The organism is Mesorhizobium sp. P3_A10 (assembly GCF_056403175.1).
In genome coordinates this window covers 136,815-157,534 of sequence record NZ_JBFUFZ010000002.1, presented here as the reverse complement: position 1 = coordinate 157,534, position 20,720 = coordinate 136,815, and the positions used below count along the sequence as shown (strand labels likewise).

General features: G+C 63.0%; 19 protein-coding genes. 11 read left to right on the top strand and 8 right to left on the bottom strand.

From position 1 onward, the window contains the following. Window positions 1-29 precede the first annotated feature (29 nt). Window positions 30-1,118, bottom strand: coding sequence for an HPP family protein (locus AC1DXU_RS07445; protein ID WP_477366422.1), 1,089 nt, complete (start codon window positions 1,116-1,118; stop codon window positions 30-32). 236 nt (window positions 1,119-1,354) lie between these two features. Beyond that, window positions 1,355-2,527, bottom strand: a complete 1,173-nt coding sequence (locus AC1DXU_RS07440) for a cystathionine beta-lyase (RefSeq protein ID WP_477366419.1) — start codon at window positions 2,525-2,527, stop codon at window positions 1,355-1,357. Window positions 2,528-2,895: 368 nt separating this feature from the next. On the opposite strand from AC1DXU_RS07440, the gene AC1DXU_RS07435 reads away from it, so the two are divergent. The 8 genes from AC1DXU_RS07435 to AC1DXU_RS07400 all read left to right on the top strand — a co-directional run bounded on the left by AC1DXU_RS07435 (window position 2,896) and on the right by AC1DXU_RS07400 (window position 11,221). Next, window positions 2,896-3,531 carry a DUF1326 domain-containing protein gene (locus AC1DXU_RS07435; protein WP_477366416.1) on the top strand — a complete coding sequence of 212 codons (636 nt, stop codon included), beginning with the start codon at window positions 2,896-2,898 and terminating at the stop codon, window positions 3,529-3,531. 10 nt (window positions 3,532-3,541) lie between these two features. Continuing rightward, window positions 3,542-4,384 (top strand): DUF2182 domain-containing protein, encoded by an 843-nt coding sequence (locus AC1DXU_RS07430; protein ID WP_477366413.1) that lies wholly within the window; start codon window positions 3,542-3,544, stop codon window positions 4,382-4,384. A gap of 379 nt (window positions 4,385-4,763) precedes the next feature. After that, a complete protein-coding gene (locus tag AC1DXU_RS07425) occupies window positions 4,764-5,792 on the top strand; it encodes an amino acid ABC transporter substrate-binding protein (protein WP_477317010.1) in 1,029 nt (342 codons plus the stop codon). A 64-nt stretch (window positions 5,793-5,856) separates the two neighbouring features. Further along, window positions 5,857-7,044, top strand: coding sequence for an amino acid ABC transporter permease (locus AC1DXU_RS07420; RefSeq protein WP_477317012.1), 1,188 nt, complete (start codon window positions 5,857-5,859; stop codon window positions 7,042-7,044). Between the two features lie 4 nt (window positions 7,045-7,048). Beyond that, entirely contained in the window at window positions 7,049-8,212 is a 1,164-nt protein-coding gene (locus tag AC1DXU_RS07415; RefSeq protein WP_477366410.1) for an amino acid ABC transporter permease, read from the top strand. 21 nt (window positions 8,213-8,233) lie between these two features. After that, window positions 8,234-9,037, top strand: a complete 804-nt coding sequence (locus AC1DXU_RS07410) for an amino acid ABC transporter ATP-binding protein (protein ID WP_477242543.1) — start codon at window positions 8,234-8,236, stop codon at window positions 9,035-9,037. Window positions 9,038-9,151: 114 nt separating this feature from the next. Further along, window positions 9,152-9,826: a response regulator gene (locus AC1DXU_RS07405; RefSeq protein WP_477366407.1), complete on the top strand. Its 675-nt coding sequence runs from the start codon at window positions 9,152-9,154 to the stop codon at window positions 9,824-9,826. Between the two features lie 3 nt (window positions 9,827-9,829). Beyond that, on the top strand, window positions 9,830-11,221 hold the full coding sequence (locus tag AC1DXU_RS07400) for a sensor histidine kinase (protein ID WP_477366404.1): 1,392 nt from the start codon (window positions 9,830-9,832) through the stop codon (window positions 11,219-11,221). Window positions 11,222-11,227: 6 nt separating this feature from the next. Here the strand turns inward: AC1DXU_RS07400 and AC1DXU_RS07395 are convergent, their stop codons facing one another. The 3 genes from AC1DXU_RS07395 to AC1DXU_RS07385 form a co-directional block, all read right to left on the bottom strand. Next, complete coding sequence (locus AC1DXU_RS07395; RefSeq protein ID WP_477366401.1) at window positions 11,228-12,106, bottom strand: ABC transporter permease; 879 nt, start codon at window positions 12,104-12,106, stop codon at window positions 11,228-11,230. Between the two features lie 11 nt (window positions 12,107-12,117). Further along, entirely contained in the window at window positions 12,118-12,927 is an 810-nt protein-coding gene (locus AC1DXU_RS07390; RefSeq protein WP_477366398.1) for an ABC transporter ATP-binding protein, read from the bottom strand. A gap of 99 nt (window positions 12,928-13,026) precedes the next feature. After that, window positions 13,027-13,983, bottom strand: coding sequence for an ABC transporter substrate-binding protein (locus tag AC1DXU_RS07385; RefSeq protein WP_477368874.1), 957 nt, complete (start codon window positions 13,981-13,983; stop codon window positions 13,027-13,029). Between the two features lie 256 nt (window positions 13,984-14,239). Between AC1DXU_RS07385 and AC1DXU_RS07380 the strand changes: the two genes are divergently transcribed. Further along, a complete protein-coding gene (locus AC1DXU_RS07380) occupies window positions 14,240-14,908 on the top strand; it encodes a TIGR02117 family protein (protein WP_477366395.1) in 669 nt (222 codons plus the stop codon). On the opposite strand, the gene AC1DXU_RS07375 is transcribed toward AC1DXU_RS07380, so the two are convergent. Both AC1DXU_RS07375 and AC1DXU_RS07370 read right to left on the bottom strand, forming a co-directional pair. Further along, window positions 14,909-16,138, bottom strand: a complete 1,230-nt coding sequence (locus AC1DXU_RS07375) for an FAD-dependent monooxygenase (protein WP_477366392.1) — start codon at window positions 16,136-16,138, stop codon at window positions 14,909-14,911. Between the two features lie 19 nt (window positions 16,139-16,157). After that, the gene (locus AC1DXU_RS07370) at window positions 16,158-16,403 is read right to left on the bottom strand and encodes a zinc-finger domain-containing protein (RefSeq protein WP_477366388.1); all 246 of its coding nucleotides are present in this window, start codon (window positions 16,401-16,403) and stop codon (window positions 16,158-16,160) included. Window positions 16,404-16,547: 144 nt separating this feature from the next. On the opposite strand from AC1DXU_RS07370, the gene AC1DXU_RS07365 reads away from it, so the two are divergent. Continuing rightward, the gene (locus tag AC1DXU_RS07365; RefSeq protein WP_477366385.1) at window positions 16,548-18,749 is read left to right on the top strand and encodes an RNA degradosome polyphosphate kinase; all 2,202 of its coding nucleotides are present in this window, start codon (window positions 16,548-16,550) and stop codon (window positions 18,747-18,749) included. Beyond that, a complete protein-coding gene (gene ppx, locus AC1DXU_RS07360; RefSeq protein ID WP_477317024.1) occupies window positions 18,749-20,281 on the top strand; it encodes an exopolyphosphatase in 1,533 nt (510 codons plus the stop codon). The genes AC1DXU_RS07365 and ppx overlap by 1 nt, the downstream gene beginning before the upstream one ends. Here the strand turns inward: ppx and AC1DXU_RS07355 are convergent. Then, on the bottom strand, window positions 20,274-20,696 hold the full coding sequence (locus AC1DXU_RS07355) for a DoxX family protein (RefSeq protein ID WP_477317026.1): 423 nt from the start codon (window positions 20,694-20,696) through the stop codon (window positions 20,274-20,276). The two genes, ppx and AC1DXU_RS07355, sit on opposite strands and share 8 nt — an antisense overlap. Window positions 20,697-20,720 lie beyond the last annotated feature (24 nt).

Genomic DNA, 20,720 nt, shown 5'->3' with positions numbered 1-20,720 from the left:
CAGCTATTTTCGCCGGGGTCCGACGGCGGCTAGAGTACCGCCTCCGCCGGCGGCTTGTCAGCAGTCTGCGCTCGCGCCGTCGCCGCAAGCAGATCGGTCTGTGTGATCAGGCCAAGAATGCGGCTTTCATCGTCGACGATGATGACTGCATGAGTGCGGCCGTCGGTGAGCACCGGCAACAGGGCCATGGCGGGCGAGCCGGCGGCGGCGGTCGACGCTGTCGACGTCACGCTTGCGACGGCTTCGTCGGCTCGCGCCAATTCCCTCAATCCCACGGTGCCGACCAGCCTGGCGTCCATGTCGACAACCGGCAGCGTGCGGATATTGTGGTCGAGCAGCAGATGGCGCGCCCGATCGGCGGGCGCGTGTTCATCGACCGAAATCACATCACGCGACATGATGTCCTCGCATAGCATGGTCCTGTGCGCACGCATCGTCGCTTGCAATTCGACCTGTCGCAGCAGCCGTTCGAGATCGTTGCGGTCGATGTCGAAGGTCTCGTGGAGTGCGCTGAGCGCGGCATCGATATCCTCGCGCCGGAAGCCGATGCGCTCCTGTGCCGGCGGATCGATGGTTCCGTGCGTGCTTTGCGGGGCAGGGGCCGGCACATGGGGATAGCTGCGCCGCGACAGCCTGTGGAAGCCGTAGCCGAGCGCGACCAGCACGATCGAGTTCAGCGCCACCGGCACGAAGGGAAACAGGAAGCCTGCGCTGATGACGGCCGGGCCGCCGAAGACCGCAGTCAGCGCGGCCGCTCCGCCGGGGGGATGAAGGCAGCGCGCAAACGACATCGCGGCGATCGCCAGCGCCACCGCAATGCCGGTGGCGAGTGCCGGTTCATGGACGAAATGTGCCACGATCACGCCGACCAGCGCCGATATCGTGTTGCCGCCGATGATCGACCAGGGCTGCGCCAGCGGGCTTGCCGGCACCGCGAACAAAAGCACGGCCGACGCGCCCATCGGCGCCACCAGCAGCGGCACGTGCGGGCCGTTGCCGAGCACCAGGCCGCCGATGGCGCCGGTCAGCGCAATGCCGATCGTCGCGCCGATACAGGCGATGATGCGCTCGCGCAGCGTCGCGCCGGCAAGAATGGGAACAAAGAGGCGGAAGGCCATGGCAAGCTCTGGAACGGGTCCGGCTAGGGTTTGCTGCTCGAAGCGCCCTGCAATGGGGCGGCGCTGCTCGATTGGAAAGTCAAATCAATCCGGAAAAACGCGCATTGGGGAAATAACATTGCGCGTAGCCGTTGCAGGCCGTCTTTGCGACATCCGGCGTCTCGCGAGAGCCGTCTGGCCAGTCCTTTCAGCACCTTGCGCCAGTCTGCGGATTCATTCCGGCAGGCTCCGCCTGGTCAGGCAGCTTCTGCCGCGGCCAGGCCGCGTGTCAGATCGGCTTTCAGATCCTCGACATCCTCGAGCCCGATCTGCAGGCGGATCAGCGGACCGTCATAGGGACCCTTGGCAACGACGCGGTCGCCGAGCCAGACCGGCACGGCGAGGCTCTCATAACCACCCCAGGAATAGCCGAGGCCGAAGATTTTCAGCGCGTCGAGGAAGGCATGCTGCTGTTTCTGGCCGCCGCCTTTGAGCACGACCGAAAAGATGCCGCTCGAGCCGCAGAAATCGCGCTTCCACAGAGCGTGGTCGGGGTGGCTGGGGAGCGCCGGGTGCAGCACCTGTGCGACGCCCTTCTGCCCCTCCAGCCAGCCGGCGATATCAAGCGCGCTTTTCTGATGGTGCTCCAGCCGCACGCCCATGGTGCGGAGGCCGCGCAGCACCTGATAGACGTCGTCTGGCCCGGCGCAGCAGCCCATCGTGCAGAAGCTCTCATAGAGCTGTTTCCAGCAAGCCTCGTTGGCCGACACGGTGCCGAGCAGCACGTCGGAATGGCCGGCCGGATATTTCGTTGCCGCGTGGATCGAAATGTCGACGTCGTGGTCGAGCGGGCGGAAATAGAGCGGCGTCGCCCAGGTGTTGTCCATCATGACCAGCGCGCCGGCGGCATGCGCCGCCTTGGCGATGGCCGGTATGTCCTGCACCTCGAAGCTGTTGGAGGCTGGCGACTCGGTGAACACGACCCTGGTGTTGGGCTTGATCAGCTTGGCGATTCCGGCGCCGACATGCGGATCGTAATACTCGACCTCGACGCCGAGCCGCTTCAGCATCGTGTCGGCGAAATTGCGCGTCGGATGATAGACGGAATCGACGATCAGCAGATGATCGCCCGCCGACACGAAGGCCAGCAGCGGTATCGTCACCGCCGCCAGCCCCGAGGGCACCAGGATGGTGCCGGCCGAGCCTTCCAGCACGTCGATGGCCTGGGCAAGCGCATCCGTGGTCGGCGTGCCGCGCGTGCCATAAGTGTATTTCTGGCTGCGCGCCGCCATTGAGGCCGCGTCGCGATAAAGCACAGTCGAGGCGTGCACGACCGGCGGATTGACGAAGCCGAAATAGTCGTGCGGATTGTTGCCTGAATGGGCAAGCCGCGTGTTGATGCCCATTTCGCTGCCGTCTTTTTTAGCCATTGTTCTTTGCCGTTCTTGGTCACGTGAGGAGGGCGCTAGCCATAGTGCGGCAGCACCGGCCGTGCAACCGGCCGAGAGCCGCCAGCCGGCAGTCTTCGGATATGCCAATTCACGGCGGCAACAGTGGCGAGGCAGATCTCTCGCGGGATTCCGCCAGGGTGCCGGTCAGTGCCTCGCGGGTTGCTGCACCGGCCTCCGCCGATCGACCTATTGTCGGTGGCCGCGAAAGGCATATACTTGAATTCTAATATTTATTGCCGGATTGACTCGATCAGAGCTGCCGGACGGTGGTTGCCGGTTGCATTCCTGGTCCCCATTCCGGACATCGCGCTCACAGAGCATGGGCGCGGCAACAGGGGAGGAATGTCATGGCCGACGTCAAATGGATGATCAACGCGCGCGAATTCGTCAACTGCAACTGCGCCTATGGCTGCCCCTGCCAGTTCAACGCCCTGCCGACGCACGGATCCTGCCGGGCGGTGGTCGGCGTGGAAATCGAAAGCGGCTATCACGGCGACACCAAGCTGGATGGCTTGCGTTTTGCCGGAGTCTTCCGCTGGCCTGGCGCGATCCACCAAGGCAAGGGCGAGGCGGCGGTGGTCATCGACGAGCGGGCGACCGAGGCGCAGCGCGGAGCTCTGCTGCGCATTCTCAGCGGTGAGGACACCGAACCCGGCGCGACCATATTCCAGGTCTTTTCGACCACGCTGGAGACGGTCCACGATCCGATCTTCGCGGCAATAGACTTCGAGGTAGACATCGACGCCCGAACGGCTCGTCTGGACGTGACGGGCGTGACCTCGGGCCATGGCGAACCGATCAAGAATCCTGTCACGGGCGCCGAGCATCGGGCGCGCATCGACCTCACGCACGGTTTCGAATATGCGCTCGCTGAGGTCGGGCGCGGCTGGACCAAGGCCTCGGGGCCGATCAAATTCGAACTGGCGGACTCGCACAGTCATTTCGCCAGGTTGCATCTCTCGCAAAGCGGCATCGTGCATTGACCTGATCCCGATGACCGATACGACCCTCGAGGCGGTGCTGCGGCGCGACCGCGCGGTCGTGACGGTCGCGCTCGTCATCATTGCCGTGCTCGCCTGGGCCTATGTTCTGTGGCTCGCCGCCGATATGGCCATGCCTGCCGCGACCGCGCCGGCCGCGGGCGGCGACATGGCCGGCATGGACATGTCAGGCATGGATATGGGCGCCACGGTTGCGCCGGGTTTCCGGGCCTGGGCGCCCACCGACTTCGCTTTCATCTTCGCCATGTGGGCGGTGATGATGGTCGGCATGATGACGCCATCGGTTGCGCCGATGGTGCTGCTCTATGCCGGCGTTGGTCGCAAGGCGCGCGCGAGCGGCCGGCCCATCGCATCGACGGCATGGTTTTTCTCTGGCTATCTGCTGGTCTGGATTGCCTTCAGCGTCGTGGCGACCGGCGCGCAATGGCTGCTGGCTGGTCTCACCTTGCTGAGCCCGACGATGGCAACCAACAGCAGGATTCTGGCCGGTCTCGTTCTGGTCGTTGCCGGCCTCTATCAATGGACGCCGTTGAAGGCGGTGTGCCTGCGGCAATGCCAGGCGCCGATCGCGTTCCTGGCCAGTCACGGCGGGTTCCGGTCCGATCCGCTTGGCGCACTGCGGTTCGGGGCCGAGCACGGCACCTATTGCCTTGGTTGCTGCTGGGCGCTGATGGCTCTGCTGTTCGTCGGCGGTGTCATGAACGTCCTGTGGATCGCCGGCATCGCCGTCCTCATCCTCCTGGAGAAGACAATTCCGACCGGCCAACTGATCCCCCGCATCTCCGGGGTGCTGATGGCGGGTGCCGGCCTCTGGCTCCTTGCCGGAGCGGTTTGAGCGCGCCGGCGCAGGGACAGACCACGCCAATTGATCACGACAAAATGCGGTCGTGCGGAGCAATGCCGAAGGACAAGTTCGACCTGGCGCCACACGAACTTGCGTGATCGGATTTTGCCGACTTTCTTTGCGCGGCTTGCTAATTTCCTGACGCTCTTGTCCGCAATTCGGGCATTTCCGGCAATTGGTTTTCAAACGCGTTGGGATTCGGTCATTTCCCTTGACCTCACTGGAATAATCGCCTTCGATGCAGTTCGTGAATGGGAGGCAGCGCGTCGATTACGATGCGGGTTTCGGGAATAGATCGGAAGGGGGCTGCGTTCACGCACGGGAACAATGATCAGGGTTTGCCTGAAAAACAGAGAAGGGTCTGTGGGTTATGAAACATATTGCAATTGGCATTTTTGGAGCCGCCGCGCTCGGATTGATGGCTTCGGCCGCTTCGGCAGGCACGCTGGATACAGTCAAGGCGAAGGGCTTCATTCAATGCGGCGTCTCGACCGGTCTGGCCGGTTTCTCGGCGCCCGACGACAAGGGTGAATGGCAAGGCATCGATGCGGATTTCTGCCGCGCTGTCGCGGCTGCCGTCTTCGGCGACGGCACCAAGGTCAAGTTCACGCCGCTCAGCGCCAAGGAGCGGTTCACCGCACTGCAGTCTGGCGAAGTCGACATCCTGTCGCGCAACACCACCTGGACCATCAACCGCGACACCGCACTTGGCCTGAACTTCATCGGCGTCACCTACTATGACGGCCAGGGCTTCATGATCAACGCCAAGAAACTGCCGGGCGTGAATTCCGCGCTGCAGCTTTCGGGCGCCGCCGTCTGCGTGCAGAGCGGCACCACCACCGAGCTCAACCTCGCCGACTACTTCAAGGCGAACAAGATGGAGTACAACCCGGTCGTCTTCGAAAAGCTGGAAGAGGTCAACGCCGCCTATGACGCCGGCCGTTGCGACGTCTACACCACCGACCAGTCGGGCCTCTATGGCATCCGCCTGACGCTGGGTGCGCCGGCCGACCATGTCGTGCTGCCCGAGATCATCTCCAAGGAACCGCTCGGACCGGCCGTGCGCCAAGGCGACGACCAGTGGTACCACATCGTCAAGTGGACCTATTTCGCGCTGCTCGACGCCGAGGAGCTCGGCATCACCAAGGCCAATGTCGACGAGATGAAGACCTCGGAAAGCCCCGAGATCAAGCGCGTGCTCGGCCAGGAAGCAGACACCAAGATCGGTACCGATCTCGGCGTCTCCAATGACTGGGTCGTCAACATCGTCAAGGCGGTCGGTAACTATGGCGAAATGTTCGAACGCAATGTCGGTTCGGGCAGCCCGCTGAAGATCGCGCGCGGCATCAACGCGTTGTGGACCAAGGGCGGCCTGCAATACGCTCCGCCGATCCGCTGATCGAAATGTGATCCGGAAGGCAGATTCTCTGCCTTCCGGTTTCTCTTTCCAGGGGACAGGTCGAATGGCATCGCAGGAAGTTCTTCGCGAGGAGCCGAGCCGCGGTTCCTTCATCAACGATCCGAAAGTCCGCAGTTTTGTCTTCCAGACTGTGGTCGTCGTCTTGCTGGTGGGGGGCGTCTGGTGGATCGTCAACAACGTCATCGACAATTTGACGCGACTTCATATCGCATCGGGGTTCGGCTTTCTGAAAGGGCGCGCCGGCTTTGACATCAGCGACAGTGCGATCGCCTATACGTCCGATTCGACCTATGGCCGGGCCATCATCGTTGGCATCATCAACACGCTGATTGTCGCCGCTGTCGGCATTGTCACAGCCAGCATCGTCGGTTTCTTTGTCGGTATTGGCCGGCTGTCGCGCAACTGGCTGATCCAGAAGATTTGCACGGTCTATGTCGAGACTTTCCGCAACATCCCGCCGCTGCTGGTCATCTTCTTCTGGTATTCCGGCGTGCTGGCCGTGCTGCCGACGCCCAAGGAAAGCATTCATCTGCCGTTCGGTTCCCTTCTAAACCAGCGCGGCGTCTACTTTCCGCGCGCCGTGTGGGGCGACGGCTCCTGGCTGATCTTCGTCGCTTTTCTGGTCGGCATCGCCATGGCGTGGTTCGTCGCCCGCAAGGCGCACCAGCGGCAGATGGCGACCGGCCAACAATTCCCGGTGTTCTGGACGTCGCTGGCGTTGATCGTCGGACTGCCACTGCTTGCTTTCGCGCTGAGCGGCTTCCCGCTGAGCTTCGATTTTCCAAAACAATCGACCTTCAACCTGACCGGCGGCTTCGTCGTGAAGCCGGAGTTCCTGTCGCTTTATCTGGCCCTGTCTTTCTATACGGCCGCGTTCATCGCCGAGATCGTGCGCGCTGGCATTCGCGGCGTGGCAAGGGGTCAAAGCGAGGCCTCGGAGGCGCTCGGCCTTCGGTCGGGGCAGGCGTTGCGTCTGGTCGTGGTGCCGCAGGCGATGCGCATCGTCATCCCACCGCTGGCGAGCCAATACCTCAACCTGACCAAGAACTCCTCGCTCGCCATCGCCATCGGCTATCCCGATTTAACGGCAACCGCTGGCACCGTGCTCAACCAGACCGGCCAGGCGATCGAGTGCGTGCTGATCATGATGACGGTCTACCTGTCGATCAGCCTGCTCACCTCGCTGTTCATGAACTGGTTCAACGCCAAGATGGCGCTGGTGGAGAGGTAGGGCCATGCAAGAACACGACATGTCTTGGGTCCGTACGGAAATGGTGCTGGCGCAGCCCGCGCCGGCCGGGGTAACCGGTATGGGCGCCTGGGTTCGCAAGAACCTGATCGGTTCGGTCAGCGATACCATCCTGACCATCATCGGTATCGCCCTGGTGGCACTGATCCTGCCGCAAATCATCAACTGGGCTTTCATCAACGCCCAATGGACCGGTGCCGACCGCACCGTCTGTCTCACGGCGGCGCAGGCGCAGGGCGGTATCCAGCCCGATGGCTGGTCCGGCGCCTGCTGGGCTTTCGTCAATGCCAAGTTCGGCCAGATCCTGTTCGGCACCTATCCGATCGAGGAGCGCTGGCGGCCGATCCTTGTCGGCATATTGCTGGTCGCGCTGCTCGTACCGATGCTGATGCCCCGCGCGCCGCGCAAGGGCCTCAACGCCATCCTTCTGCTCATCGTCTTGCCGATCGTGTCCTTCATCCTGCTCTCCGGCGGGGTGTTCGGGCTGCCTTTGGTCGAGACGTCGCGCTGGGGCGGGCTCATGGTGACACTGTCGCTCTCCTTCGTCGCGATCGTCGTATCGCTGCCGCTCGGCATTGTGCTGGCGCTCGGCCGACGTTCGAAGATGCCCATCGTCAAGACGCTGTGCGTGATCTTCATCGAGACCGTGCGCGGCGTGCCGCTCATCACAGTGCTGTTCATGGCCAGCGTCATGCTGCCGCTTTTCCTGCCGGCCGGCGTCACCTTCGACAAGTTCCTGCGCGCGCTGATCGGCGTCTCGCTGTTCTCGGCCGCCTATATGGCCGAGGTGGTGCGCGGCGGCCTGCAGGCCATTCCGAAAGGCCAGTATGAAGGCGCCGATTCGCTCGGCCTCGGCTACTGGCAGAAGATGTATTTCGTCGTCATGCCGCAGGCGCTGAAGCTGGTCATTCCAGGCATCGTCAACACCTTCATCGGCATGTTCAAGGACTCCAGCTTGGTCTCGATCATTTCGATGTTCGACCTGCTCGGCATCGTCAAACAGAACTTCTCCGACCCCAACTGGGCGACGCCGGTGACGGCCAAGTCCGGGCTGGTGTTCGCGGCCTTCGTGTTCTGGCTGTTCTGCTTCGGCATGTCGCGCTATTCAATGTACACGGAACGCCGGCTCGACACCGGCCACAAACGCTAAAAAGAAAAAGGGGACCCTGCCATGGTCATAGAAAATGCGGTCAGCGCGGAAGAGATCAAGGTCGATGCCAAAAAGATGCATATCTCCACCACCGATGTCGCCATCGACATCATCGCCATGCACAAATGGTATGGCGAATTCCATGTGCTGAAGGACATCAATCTGAAGGTGATGCGCGGCGAGCGCATCGTCATTTGCGGTCCTTCGGGCTCCGGCAAGTCGACGATGATCCGCTGCATCAACCGGCTGGAAGAGCACCAGAAGGGCAAGATCATTGTCGACGGCAAGGAACTGACCAACGATCTGAAGAAGATCGACGAGGTGCGCCGCGAAGTCGGCATGGTGTTCCAGCACTTCAACCTGTTCCCGCATCTGACCATTCTGGAGAACTGCACGCTGGCGCCGATCTGGGTGCGCAAGACGCCGAAGAAGCAGGCCGAGGAAATCGCCATGCACTTCCTCAAGCGGGTGAAAATCCCGGAACAGGCCAACAAATATCCAGGTCAGCTCTCCGGCGGCCAGCAGCAGCGCGTGGCGATTGCCCGCTCGCTGTGCATGAACCCACGCATCATGCTGTTCGATGAGCCGACCTCGGCGCTCGACCCGGAAATGATCAAGGAAGTGCTGGAGACGATGGTCGGTCTGGCCGAAGAGGGCATGACCATGCTGTGCGTCACCCACGAGATGGGCTTTGCCCGCAAGGTCGCCAACCGGGTGATCTTCATGGATCAGGGCCAGATCGTCGAGCAGAACACGCCGGCCGAATTCTTCGACCATCCGCGCCATGAGCGCACGAAGCTGTTCCTGTCGCAGATCCTGCACTGAGACTTCTCATGCCAAACGGAAGAGCCCGGCCAAAACCCGGCCGGGCTCTTTTTCGTTTCCGCCGCCAGTGCACGACCCGAGAACTGCAACGCGGCACCGTCGACGGATCAACCGATGCGCATATTGCTCGCTGAAGACAATCGCGAATTGTCGACATGGCTTGCCCGCCTGCTGCGGCGCGACAATTACGTGATCGATTGCGTCTTTCGCGGCGATGATGCCGATGCCGCGCTGGCAAGCCAGGACTACGCTTTGGTGATCCTCGATCTGGCGTTGCCGCATCTTGACGGCATCGAGGTGCTGCGGCGGCTGCGAGGCCGCGGCAGCACGACGCCGGTCATCATTCTCACCGCCAACGATGCCGTATCGAGCCGGGTTCGTGGTCTCGACAGCGGCGCTGACGACTATCTGGTCAAACCGTTCAACGTCGATGAATTCGAAGCTCGCGTCCGTGCGCAGCTCAGGCGCGGGCGGGCGAATTTCGATCCCATGGTGCGGTTCGGTAGACTCGCCTTCGACACACAAGGGCGGACCTTCGTGCTCGGTGAAACACCACTTCATCTGACGGCCAGGGAACACGCCGTGCTTGAAACGCTGATCATGCGCGCCGGCCGGCCGGTGCAGAAGACCGTGTTGGCTGAGAACATCTTCGGCTTTGACGACGAGACGAACCCGAACGCCCTGGAAATTTGCATCCACCGCGTCAGGAAGAAACTCGAGGGCAGCGGCATGGCCATTACCACGCTTCGCGGTCTCGGCTACGCCCTCAGAATCGACGATGGCCAATAGACGATGGCCAACAGAAGCCTCCAGCGTGAACTGCTCGGCTGGCTGGTCGTGCCGCTGACGGCGGTCGTCTCGTTCAACGTGTGGACGACCTACAAAAACGCGGCAGAAACCGCCAATCTGATCACAGATCGAACCCTTCTGGCGTCGGCCCGGGTGATCGCGGAAAACATTCGCGAGAATGACGGTGTGCTGGAAGCGCCGATCCCGCCGGCGGCACTCGAAATGTTCGCCTCCGATCAGCCCGACCGCGTCGTCTACCGCGTGACGACGCCGCGCGGCCAGGTCATTGCCGGCTATCCCGACGTCATCGCCCCGCCAGGGCAGCCTGTTGACCTCAACCCGGTCTATTTCGAAACAACGTTTCGCGACCAGCCTGTCCACGCGGTCGCCATTGCCCAGCCTATCGTCAGCAAGCTGAATCCGGGCAATGCGATGGTGGCGGTCGGCCAGACGCTGAGGGCGCACGACAAGCTGATGACCAGCCTGTGGCTGAAGGCGCTGCGCGACCAGGTGCTGCTCGTCGCCGCTGCCGGCCTGCTCGGCGTTTTCGGGCTGCGCCGTGGCCTGGCGCCGATCCTGCGGCTTCGCAACGACGTGATGGAGCGCGATCCGGCGGAGCTGAAACCCTTCGCCGCCGACACCGTCCAGAGCGAATTGCGGCCGCTTGTCGAGGCGCTGAATGAGGCCTTCGACCGCATCCAGCGCCAGATGGCCACGCAGAGACGCTTCGTCGCCAACGCGGCGCACCAGTTGCGCACGCCGCTGGCGCTCTTGAAGACGCAAGTCAGCGTCGGCCTGCGCGAACGCGATATCGGTACCAAGGACGAAGTTCTGGCCGCAGTCGACATGTCGGTCGATGGCATGGCGCGGCTGTCGAACCAGCTTCTTTCACTTGCCCGCGCCGAGCAGGGCAGTGCGTCGCTGATGAAATCCGAAGTCGATTTCGGCGCCGTGGCCAGGGATGCTCTCGAGGGGCTGGCGCAGGCGGCACTGGCGCGCAACATCGACCTCGGCTTCGAGTCCGGGGAAGATGGCCTGGCCGTGTGGGGACATCCGACCTTGCTGCGCGAACTGGTCGTCAACCTGGTCGACAACGCCCTGCGCTACACACCGCAAGGTGGCTCGGTCACGGTAGGGATTGGCCAAGAGGCGGGCTGGGTCGCGCTGAAGGTGGAGGACACCGGACCCGGCATTGCTGACGGCGACCGGGAAAAGGTGTTCGAGCGCTTTTTCCGCGGCTTCGAGGCCGGCAGCGAAGGCACCGGTCTGGGTCTTGCCATCGTGCGCGAGATCGTCTCCTCGCATGACGGCCACATCGAACTCGCCAATCGCCGGCCGCCGCCCGGATTGAGTGCCCAGGTCAGGCTGCCGGCCCACCCGCCAGCCGAGACTTGATGCAGCTTACTGCGTCTCGTGCAGGGGCTGGGGACGCCACTTCGCCAGCCGGTCCTCGACCAGTGTCATTAGATATTCAGCGCCGAGGGCCACCACCATGACGATGACGATGGCCGCATACATGCCGGCGGCGTCGAAGGACCCTTTGGCGATGTTGATAAGCAGGCCGATGCCGTAGCGGGAGCCGACGAATTCGCCGACGATGGCGCCGATGATGGCGAAGCCGAAGCTGACATGCAGGCTGGCGAAGATCCAGCTCATCGCCGACGGTACGATCACCGAACGGGTCAATTGCCAGTTGGAGGCGCCGAGGATGCGGGCATTGGCGATCATCGCCCGGTCGGCTTCCCGCACGCCCTGGAAGGCGTTGTGGAAGACGACGAAGAAAACCATGACGAAGGCCAGCGCGACTTTCGAAGCCAGACCGAGACCCAGGATCATGATGAAGATCGGCGCCAGCACCACGCGAGGAATGGAGTTGATGACCTTGATGTAGATGGAGAAGATATCGGCGGCCATGCGGTTGCGGCCGAGCGCGACGCCGATGATGATGCCGGCGACCGACCCGGTGACGAAGCCGATCGTGGCTTCCTCCATGGTGACGTAGAGATGGTACCAGAGCGGTCCTTCGGACGTTCCCTCCGTCGTCCATTCGTAGAGCCTTTCGGCGATCGTGCTCGGCATCGCGTAGAAGAACGGATCGATCCAGGCGAGGCGGGCGGCGATCTCCCACAAGGCGAGGAAAACGACGAGGATGGCGACCCGCCAGAAGATTACCGTGCGGCGGCGGTGCGTCGCCGCCTTGGCGGCGGCGGCTTCGATTTCGGCATCCGAGGTTCCCGGCCTGAAGCTTCCGGCGCTGATGTCGATGGCAGCATCGGTCATAATGTTCTCCCTCAGGCCGCGGCGCGTGCATAGCTGGTCTCGACCTCTTCCTTGAGGTCGGCCCAGATCGTGCGCGAATAATCGATGAAGCTCTGCTCGTAGCGAATATCGGCGACGACGCGCGGCCGCGGCAGATCGATGGTGTAGACCGACTTCACTGTTGCCGGCCCGGCGGTCAGCACATAGACCTTGTCGGCCAGCGCGATCGCCTCTTCCAGATCGTGGGTGACGAAGACCACGGAGGCCTTGGCATCGGACCAGAGGCGCAACAGCTCTTCATGCATGAGCACACGCGTCTGCACGTCGAGCGCGGAAAACGGTTCGTCCATGAGAAGAATCTCGGGGCCGTTGATGAAGGTCTGGGCGAGCGCCACGCGCTTGCGCATGCCGCCCGAAAGCTGGTGCGGATAGTGCTGCTCGAACCGCGACAGGCCGACGCGCGAAAGCCAGTCGCGCGCCGCGGCCATGGCCGCCGACTTCGCCTTGCCGCGAAACAGCGGACCCGCCATGACGTTCTCGATCACAGTGCGCCAGGGAAACAGCGCGTCGCTCTGGAATACGAAGCCGATGCGCGGGTCTATTCCCTTGACGGGGGCGCCCATGACGCGAACCTCGCCGGCGCTTGGGCTTGCCAACCCGGTGATCAGGTTGAGGGTCGTCGACTTTCCGCAACCTGTCGGGCCGACGACAGCGACGAATTCGCCGCGCTCGACGGTCATGGTGAAGTCGCGCAACGCCGTCAGCGACTTGCCGGTGGGGGAGAGGAAGCGGCGACTGACATTGATCAGCTCAATCGCCGGGACGGTTTTTTCGACAGCCATTGTCAAGCACACTCCAAGGTCGAGCGACCGCCTGTGGCCAGGCGTCGCCAGACGTAAAAATGGACGGTGCCGGCGCGATCCATTCGCGCCGGCCATCGGCTACTTGGCGTTTTTGACGAATTCCGAAGTGTAGGTCTTGGAGAGGTCGATCTGCTTGCCCTGCAGTTCCTTCTTGAAGGCCGAAAGAACCGTCAGCACAGTCTCCGGGCCGCCTTCGGGCATTGTCCCGTCGGCAGTGAACATCGCCTTGCCGGCGTCCAGCGCCTTCACATAGCCTTCCTTGTCGCCGACATAGTAGTCCTTCGGCATCTTGTCGGCGATTTCCGCACCGCTATGGGTGTTGATGAACTTCAGTGTCTTGACGAAGGCATTCGCCAGTTTCTGCACGGTCTCCTTGTGCGCGTCGACCCAGTCCGTCTGCATATAGAGGGAGGCGGCCGGGTAGGTGCCGCCAAGCGCGGTTTTGGTGCCTTCAATGGTACGCATATCGACAAGAACGGCGGCTTCGCCGGTTTTCAGAAGGCGGGTGATTGTCGGTTCGGTGGTCATGCCTGCCTGGATTTTGTCCTGCTGCATGGCGGCGATGAAGGTATTGCCGGCGCCAACCGGAACCGAGGTGAATTCGCCGAGCTTGAGCCCGTTCTTGACGGCAAGATATTCCGTCAGAAAGTTTGTCGAGGAGCCCAGGCCGGTCACACCCAGGCTCATGCCCTTGAAGTCGGCAGGCGACTTGATCTCGGGATGCTTGGTCGAAACAAGCTCGACTTCGCCGGGCGCCTGGCTGAACTGGACGACGGATTCGACGAATTTGCCTTTCGCCTGCAGGTCGATGCTGTGATCATAGAATCCGACCACCCCTTGCACGGCCCCGGCCAGCATCTCATTCTCCGCATCGACACCGGCCGGCTCATTGAGGAGCTCGACATCGAGACCCTCGTCTTTGAAGTAGCCGAGGGCTTCCGCCAGCTTGGCGGGCAGATAGATCTGCTTTTCGTAGCCGCCGACCATGATCGAGATCTTGTCGTCGGCGCGAGCTGACGGCGCTGACAGGGCCATGGTGACAACGAGTGCGATTGTAGCGGCTGAACCAAGCAGTGTTCGCGTAAGCGACATGGCCTCTTCCCTTCGTTCGTTTCCCTCGTCCTCTCTTCTCTCGCTGCTTTGCAGTGATGCGGGGACGCCTGCCAATGTCTATGGCAGCAACCTTTCATCAACCTTTCAAGCGGCGTCGGCGCGGTCAGGTGGACGATACGATCGATATCCGACGGCCGGCGCGTGCTATGAGGGCATTCGATTGGTCACGGGTTGGTTCATGAAAAAGTTTGGGCGCTTTCTCGGTATCCTTGTGTTGGCGGCAATGCTTGCCACAGCGCTGGGTGCACTGGTGCCGCGCCCGCTGTGGCGGGCGGCCAATGCCAGCACCGCCGCTCCGCGGCATATCCTCGTGCTGAAAAATCCGATCCACACCGATATCGCCATTCCGGTCGACGACGCCGTGCGTCAGCGCTTCCATTTTCTGGTCGATGCCGGCATTCCCGCCGATAGTCCCGAGGTTCGCTACATCGTCTTCGGCTGGGGCGGTCGCGCTTTCTATCTGGAGACACCGACCTGGTCGCAGCTGAGGGCGGTGCCTGTGCTGAAGGCGCTGACCCTCGACGCATCGGTGATGCATGTCGATGTCGCCGGCGACATCAACGAACCGCGCCCCGATGTGACTGGCTTCGACATCGGCGAGGAGCGGTTTGCCGCGCTGCTCGATTTCATCGATGCGAGCTTCCAGCAAGGACCGAATGGCCCGATCCTTGTCCCGGACGCGGCCTATTCCAGGTATGACGGCTTTTATCAAGCCAACGGCCATTTCAATGCGCTGGTCGGCTGCAACACCTGGACAGCGGCGGCCTTGCGCACGGCCGGCCTGCGCACCGGCTGGTGGAACCCGTTGCCGGTCTCCCTCGGCCTGTCGATGCGGCTTTACAATTAGCTATCGACGTCCGCCGGTTTCGGGCGCACGCCAGCCGTAGAGCCAGTCAAGATCGGCGGCGAGCTTTTCGGACGAACGCACCGCCAGGAACAGGTTGCGGGCCATCGCCACCGGCCCCGCAGCGTGCCACGCGAGCCGGTTGACGGCGCCACGGCGGGCAGCCTTTGCCACACGCGGACGCCGTTCCTGTTCCCACGCGGCAAGCGCAGCCCTGAGATCGGCAGGCGAAGCGGCCACAAAGCCGGCAAGCGTTGCGGCATCCTCGATCGCCATTGCCGCTCCCTGTGCGGCAAACGGTGTCATCGCATGCGCCGCATCGCCGATCAGTGCGATGCCGTCAGGCGTCGTCCAAGGTTGCTTCTGGTCCACCGTATGGATCGGCCATGCCGTCCACGGCCCGGCATCCTCGACCAGCCGGGCCAGTGCCGCCGCCGTGCCGCGCATGGCGCCAGTGAGAATCTTGGCATCGGCGTTGCCGGACCAGGTCTCGGCGATGCTTTCGCCCTTGGTGAAGGCTGCGAGGTTGAAGGCGGTGCCTTTGCTGACCGGATAGGCGACGAGGTGAAAGCCGGGATGCAGGAAGGTGGTGACGCAGTCGGTTGCACCGACCGCCGCGAAGGCTTTTCCGGCAGCACTGTCGGCACCAACCGTGGCGCGCCAGGCGAGTTCGCCCGAAAATCGACTTCTGGACGAAAATCCGCCAAGGGCGCGGGTCGCCGACCAGACACCATCGGCGCCGATCAGCAGGGCCCCCTCGGCCACGACGGTCCTCTCGGCAATGTCGGCCGTTGCGGTGGGGCCATGCGGCCCTGTGGCGACGCTGCTGACGCGCGCGCCGGTGACAAGCTCGATAGCAGGCAATTCCGCCAGGCGCGCCGTCAGCGCGCCTTGCAGATCGGCGCGGTGAGCAACGAGATAGGGGGCCTGCCAGCGTTTTTCGGCCATGTCGCCAAGCGGTACGCGCGCCAGCTCGCGCAAAGTTCTTGCATCCTTGAGCACGACCGCTTCAGGCCGCACCGCTGCCTGCTGCAGCCGGTCGAGCACGCCGAGCTTGCCAAGGATGCGCGTGGCGTTGGGGGAAAGCTGGATGCCGGCGCCGGCGGCTTCGAGGCGCGGCGCTTGTTCGAACAGCTTTATCGGATAGCCGCGTTCGGCGAACGCTAGGGCAGCGGTCAGCCCGGCAACACCCGCCCCGGCGACAACGATCTGCCGGGACTGCGTGTCGCTCATGGGGATTGCCGCGAAAGAATCAGGCGGCCTGGTCGATGTACAGGCACCCGGCCGGCGCCGTTTCCGTCGCCTTCAGCTTGGGCGAATGGCGATAGAGCGTCGAGCAATAGGGGCAGACTTTTTCATTGTCGTCGCCCATATCGAGAAACACATGCGGATGGTCGAAAGGCGGATTGGCGCCGGTGCACATGAATTCCTTGACGCCGATGTCGATCGCCGCGTGGCCCGCATCGTTCTGGAAATGGGGAATGGAACCGCCTGCCATCGTCGTCTCCTTGCTCTCTCAGGAATTGCATCTGGATCATATCAAGTCTCTTTGCAAGATCGATGAAATGAAACTGTCGCAAAAGCGTGTCAGAGGATAAGTTAAGCCGGTTAACCGGCGAGCGGTGCGGGAAGAGCAGGAATCATGAACGAACTGAAGCCGGTGCAGAGCGAATTCACCACCGTGGAAAAGGCGAGGTCCGAGGGCGGCAACCCCGACCGCTTCGTCAACCGCGAGTTTTCCTGGCTGCAATTCAACCGGCGCGTGCTCGAGGAATCGCTCAACGACAACCACCCGCTGCTCGAGCGTGTCCGCTTCCTCTCGATCTCGGCCGGAAATCTCGACGAGTTCTTCATGGTCCGGGTCGCCGGTCTCGCTGGCCAGGTACGCGAGGGCATCACGCTGAAGAGCCCGGACGGCCGCACGCCGGAGCAGCAGCTCGAACAATTGCTGCGCGAGGTCGAGCGGCTGCAGGAGGACCAGCAGAAGAGCCTTTCGGCGCTGATGCTGCTGCTCAACAAGGAGGGCATCGAGAGCATCGCCCGTGACGTCCTGACCAAGGACGAGAAGGTCTGGCTGGAAGACCATTTCCAGGAACAGGTGTTTCCGGTGCTGACCCCGCTGTCGATTGATCCGGCGCATCCGTTCCCGTTCATTCCCAATCTCGGTTTCTCGATGGCGCTGCAACTGCGCCATCGCAAGAACGGCGAGGAGATGAGTGCGCTGTTGCGCCTGCCGGTGGCGCTGAAGCGCTTCATCCGCTTGCCGGACCGCAAGCATCATGTCCGCTTCATTCCGCTGGAAGAGGCGGTCGGCCTCTATATCGGCAAGCTGTTCCCCGGCTACGAGGTCAAGGGCTCCGGCACGTTCCGCATCATCCGCGACAGTGATATCGAGGTCGAGGAGGAATCCGAGGATCTGGTGCGGCTATTCGAGACGGCGCTGAAACGCCGCCGCCGCGGTTCGGTCATTCGCATCGAGTTCGACAGGCTGATGCCGGATGAATTGCGCGACTTCGTCGCCGGCGAGCTTGGCGTGTCGTCGAGCCGCATCAGCGTGCTTACCGGTCCGCTGGCGCTCAGCCAGATCTCCGAAATCGTTGCCGTTGCCCGCGACGACCTCAAATTCACGCCTTACAATCCGCGCTTTCCCGAGCGCATCCGCGAACATGGCGGCGATTGTTTCGCCGCCATCCGCGAGAAGGACATCGTCGTTCACCACCCTTACGAATCCTTCGACGTGGTGGTGCAGTTCCTCCGTCAGGCGATGGCCGACCCGGAAGTGGTGGCGATCAAGCAGACGCTCTACCGCACTTCCAACGACAGCCCGATCGTGCGCGCGCTGGTCGACGCCGCCGAGGCCGGCAAGTCGGTGACGGCGCTGGTCGAGCTCAAGGCGCGCTTCGACGAGGAAGCCAACATCCGCTGGGCGCGAGATCTCGAGCGCGCCGGCGTCCAGGTCGTCTTTGGCTTCCTCGAACTAAAGACCCACGCCAAAATGTCGCTGGTGGTGCGGCGCGAGGACGGCAAGCTGCGCAACTACGTGCATCTCGGCACCGGCAACTACCATCCCGTCACCGCGCGCATCTACACCGACCTGTCCTTCTTCACCACCGATCCGACGATCGCGCGCGATGTCGCCCAGCTGTTCAACTTCATCACCGGCTATGCCGAGCCGACCGATGAAATGCGCCTGGCCATTTCGCCTTTCACGCTGAGAAGCCGTATCTTGAAGCACATCGCCGACGAGGCTGCCCATGCGCTCGAGGGCAGGCCAGCGCGCATCTGGATGAAGATGAACGCTCTCGTCGATCCTATCATCATCGACGCGCTCTATGACGCCAGCCGTGCCGGCGTCGAGATCGACCTCGTCGTGCGCGGCATCTGCTGCCTGAGACCGCAAGTGCCGGGCCTGTCGGAAAACATCAGGGTCAAGTCGATCGTCGGACGTTTCCTCGAACACAGCCGCATCTTTTGCTTCGGCAACGGTCACGGCCTGCCGTCCGACGAGGCGATCGTCTACATCGCCTCGGCCGACCTGATGCCGCGCAATCTCGACCGCCGCGTCGAGACTATGGTGCCGATCACCAATCCAACTGTGCATGAACAGATCCTTGGCCAGATCATGCTGGGCAACATCATGGACAACCAGCAAAGTTTCGACGTATTGGCTGACGGAACCTCCCGGCGTGTGATGCTGGAGGAGGGTGAGGAACCGTTCAACGCGCAGGAATATTTCATGACCAATCCGAGCCTGTCCGGACGGGGCGATGCGCTGAAGTCGCATGCGCCCAAGCGCATCGCGCAGTTCAAGCGCCGCAAGAAAAACGCCGCAGCGTCCGGCTGATGATTGCAACGTCCCAGGGCCGGCTTCAGGGCCGCCGACCGCTGTCCATCATCGACATCGGATCGAACTCGATCCGCCTAGTCATCTATGAGGGACTGGCGCGGTCGCCGACCACGCTGTTCAACGAGAAGATGCTGGCCGGCCTCGGCCGCGGCATCGTTTCGACCGGAAAGCTCGATCCCGAGGCGGTAACGCGCTCGATGGAGGAATTCCGGCGTTTCCGCGCCCTTTCGGACCAGGCCGGCGCCGAGCACATGTATGTGCTGGCAACCGCCGCCGCGCGCGAGGCGGTCAACGGGCCCGACTTTATCCACCGTGCCGAGGATGTGCTCAAGACCGAGATCCGGGTGCTGAGCGGCCGCCAGGAAGCGCACTATTCGGCGCTCGGCGTTATCTCAGGTTTCCATCCGGCCAACGGCATTGCCGGCGATCTCGGCGGTGGCAGCCTTGAACTGATCGACGTCAACGGCGAGGCGATCGGCGACGGCATCACGTTGCCGCTCGGCGGCCTGCGCCTGCAGGACATGGCCAAGAACTCGCTCGCCCAGGCGGCAAAGATCGCGCGCGAGGAACTGGCGCGGGCAAAGCTGTTGAAGGGCGGGCAGGGCAGAGCCTTCTATTCGGTCGGTGGCACCTGGCGAAATCTCGCCCGGCTGCACATGGAAATGAGCAACTATCCGCTCGGCGTCATGCACCACTACGAAATCCCGGCCGAAAGTGCCTCGAATTTCCTCAAGCAGGTGGCGAGGGGCGAGATCGAGAAGGTCAAGGGTATCGAGGGCGTCTCCAAGAACCGCCGCTCGTTGCTGCCGTATGGTGCCATCGTGCTGCAGGAAATCATGGCGGCGATGCAGCCGTCGAAGATCATCGTCTCGGCGCTCGGCGTGCGCGAGGGCTTTCTCTATTCGCTGCTTGATGAAGCCGAGCAGAAGGCCGATCCACTGATTTCCGCGGCGGAGGAACTGGCCCAGCTGCGCTCGCGCTCGGTCACCCACGCGCATGAGCTTGTCGAATGGACGGGAAAGGCTTTCGCCGCCTTCGGCATCGACGAAACCGAGGACGAAGTCCGCTATCGCCAGGCCGCCTGTCTGCTCGCCGACATCGGCTGGCGCGCACACCCCGAATATCGCGGCAAGCAGTCGCTCAACATCATCGCTCACGCCTCTTTCATCGGCGTCGATCACCCCGGCCGGGCCTTCCTGGCGCTTGTCGGCCTGTTTCGCCACGAGGGCGTGTTCAACGAAGCCGCGCCCGAAATTCGCGGGCTGGCAACGCCGCGCTATCTTGAGCGCGCGCGCCTGCTGGCGGCGCTGCTGCGCGTCGTCTACCTGCTGACGGCGGCGATGCCGGGCATCATGCCCAGGCTGAAATGGGAACCCCGCCCCAATGGCGCGCTGGCGCTGGTGCTGCCCGCAGCGCTGGTCGACCTCTACGGCGAGCGGCCGGCAGGCCGGCTGGCGCAGCTGGCGAAAATCACCAACCGCCGGCTGGTGCTGGCGGTCGAGGGCGGGCCGAGCATTTCGGTCAAGTAGCCTCAGACCCGATCCCGAAGGTCCGGCCGTCGATCGACCAGGCACCTGCGCCGGCAATCGCCAGCGCCAGGAACCCGCCTGATATGGCGATGTCTTTCATCAGCATCTGCTGTTGCAGGAAGGTCAGCATCGGGTCGTCGCCGCCCTGGCCGTAGTGGCCGATGAAGCCTGCCGCGATGCAGAAGGCGGCGAGCAGCAGCGACACGATGCGCGTTTGGAGGCCGACCAGGATCAGCAGCCCGGCGATCAACTCGAACAGGCCCGTCCCCCAGGCCGCCAGCGTCGGCAGCGGCAGGCCGAGACCGGTGAAATAGCCGATCGTGCCGGAAATGTTGGCAAGCGCCTGGAAACCGGACGGCACGAACAAAGCGGCAAGCAACAGGCGAGATAGCAGCAGTAGCGCATTGCGGGGCATGGTCACCTCCGTTGTCGGTCGGGC

Bases quoted from the DNA above. Each gene is read 5' to 3' on its own strand.
- AC1DXU_RS07425 (WP_477317010.1), top strand. From the start codon at position 4,764: ATGAAACATATTGCAATTGGCATTTTTGGAGCCGCCGCGCTCGGATTG.
- AC1DXU_RS07440 (WP_477366419.1), bottom strand. From the start codon at position 2,527: ATGGCTAAAAAAGACGGCAGCGAAATGGGCATCAACACGCGGCTTGCC.
- AC1DXU_RS07430 (WP_477366413.1), top strand. From the start codon at position 3,542: ATGACCGATACGACCCTCGAGGCGGTGCTGCGGCGCGACCGCGCGGTC.
- ppx (WP_477317024.1), top strand. From the start codon at position 18,749: ATGATTGCAACGTCCCAGGGCCGGCTTCAGGGCCGCCGACCGCTGTCC.
- AC1DXU_RS07370 (WP_477366388.1), bottom strand. From the start codon at position 16,403: ATGGCAGGCGGTTCCATTCCCCATTTCCAGAACGATGCGGGCCACGCG.
- AC1DXU_RS07375 (WP_477366392.1), bottom strand. From the start codon at position 16,138: ATGAGCGACACGCAGTCCCGGCAGATCGTTGTCGCCGGGGCGGGTGTT.
- AC1DXU_RS07435 (WP_477366416.1), top strand. From the start codon at position 2,896: ATGGCCGACGTCAAATGGATGATCAACGCGCGCGAATTCGTCAACTGC.
- AC1DXU_RS07365 (WP_477366385.1), top strand. From the start codon at position 16,548: ATGAACGAACTGAAGCCGGTGCAGAGCGAATTCACCACCGTGGAAAAG.
- AC1DXU_RS07410 (WP_477242543.1), top strand. From the start codon at position 8,234: ATGGTCATAGAAAATGCGGTCAGCGCGGAAGAGATCAAGGTCGATGCC.
- AC1DXU_RS07400 (WP_477366404.1), top strand. From the start codon at position 9,830: ATGGCCAACAGAAGCCTCCAGCGTGAACTGCTCGGCTGGCTGGTCGTG.
- AC1DXU_RS07355 (WP_477317026.1), bottom strand. From the start codon at position 20,696: ATGCCCCGCAATGCGCTACTGCTGCTATCTCGCCTGTTGCTTGCCGCT.
- AC1DXU_RS07445 (WP_477366422.1), bottom strand. From the start codon at position 1,118: ATGGCCTTCCGCCTCTTTGTTCCCATTCTTGCCGGCGCGACGCTGCGC.
- AC1DXU_RS07395 (WP_477366401.1), bottom strand. From the start codon at position 12,106: ATGACCGATGCTGCCATCGACATCAGCGCCGGAAGCTTCAGGCCGGGA.
- AC1DXU_RS07405 (WP_477366407.1), top strand. From the start codon at position 9,152: ATGCGCATATTGCTCGCTGAAGACAATCGCGAATTGTCGACATGGCTT.
- AC1DXU_RS07415 (WP_477366410.1), top strand. From the start codon at position 7,049: ATGCAAGAACACGACATGTCTTGGGTCCGTACGGAAATGGTGCTGGCG.
- AC1DXU_RS07420 (WP_477317012.1), top strand. From the start codon at position 5,857: ATGGCATCGCAGGAAGTTCTTCGCGAGGAGCCGAGCCGCGGTTCCTTC.
- AC1DXU_RS07385 (WP_477368874.1), bottom strand. From the start codon at position 13,983: ATGGCCCTGTCAGCGCCGTCAGCTCGCGCCGACGACAAGATCTCGATC.
- AC1DXU_RS07380 (WP_477366395.1), top strand. From the start codon at position 14,240: ATGAAAAAGTTTGGGCGCTTTCTCGGTATCCTTGTGTTGGCGGCAATG.
- AC1DXU_RS07390 (WP_477366398.1), bottom strand. From the start codon at position 12,927: ATGGCTGTCGAAAAAACCGTCCCGGCGATTGAGCTGATCAATGTCAGT.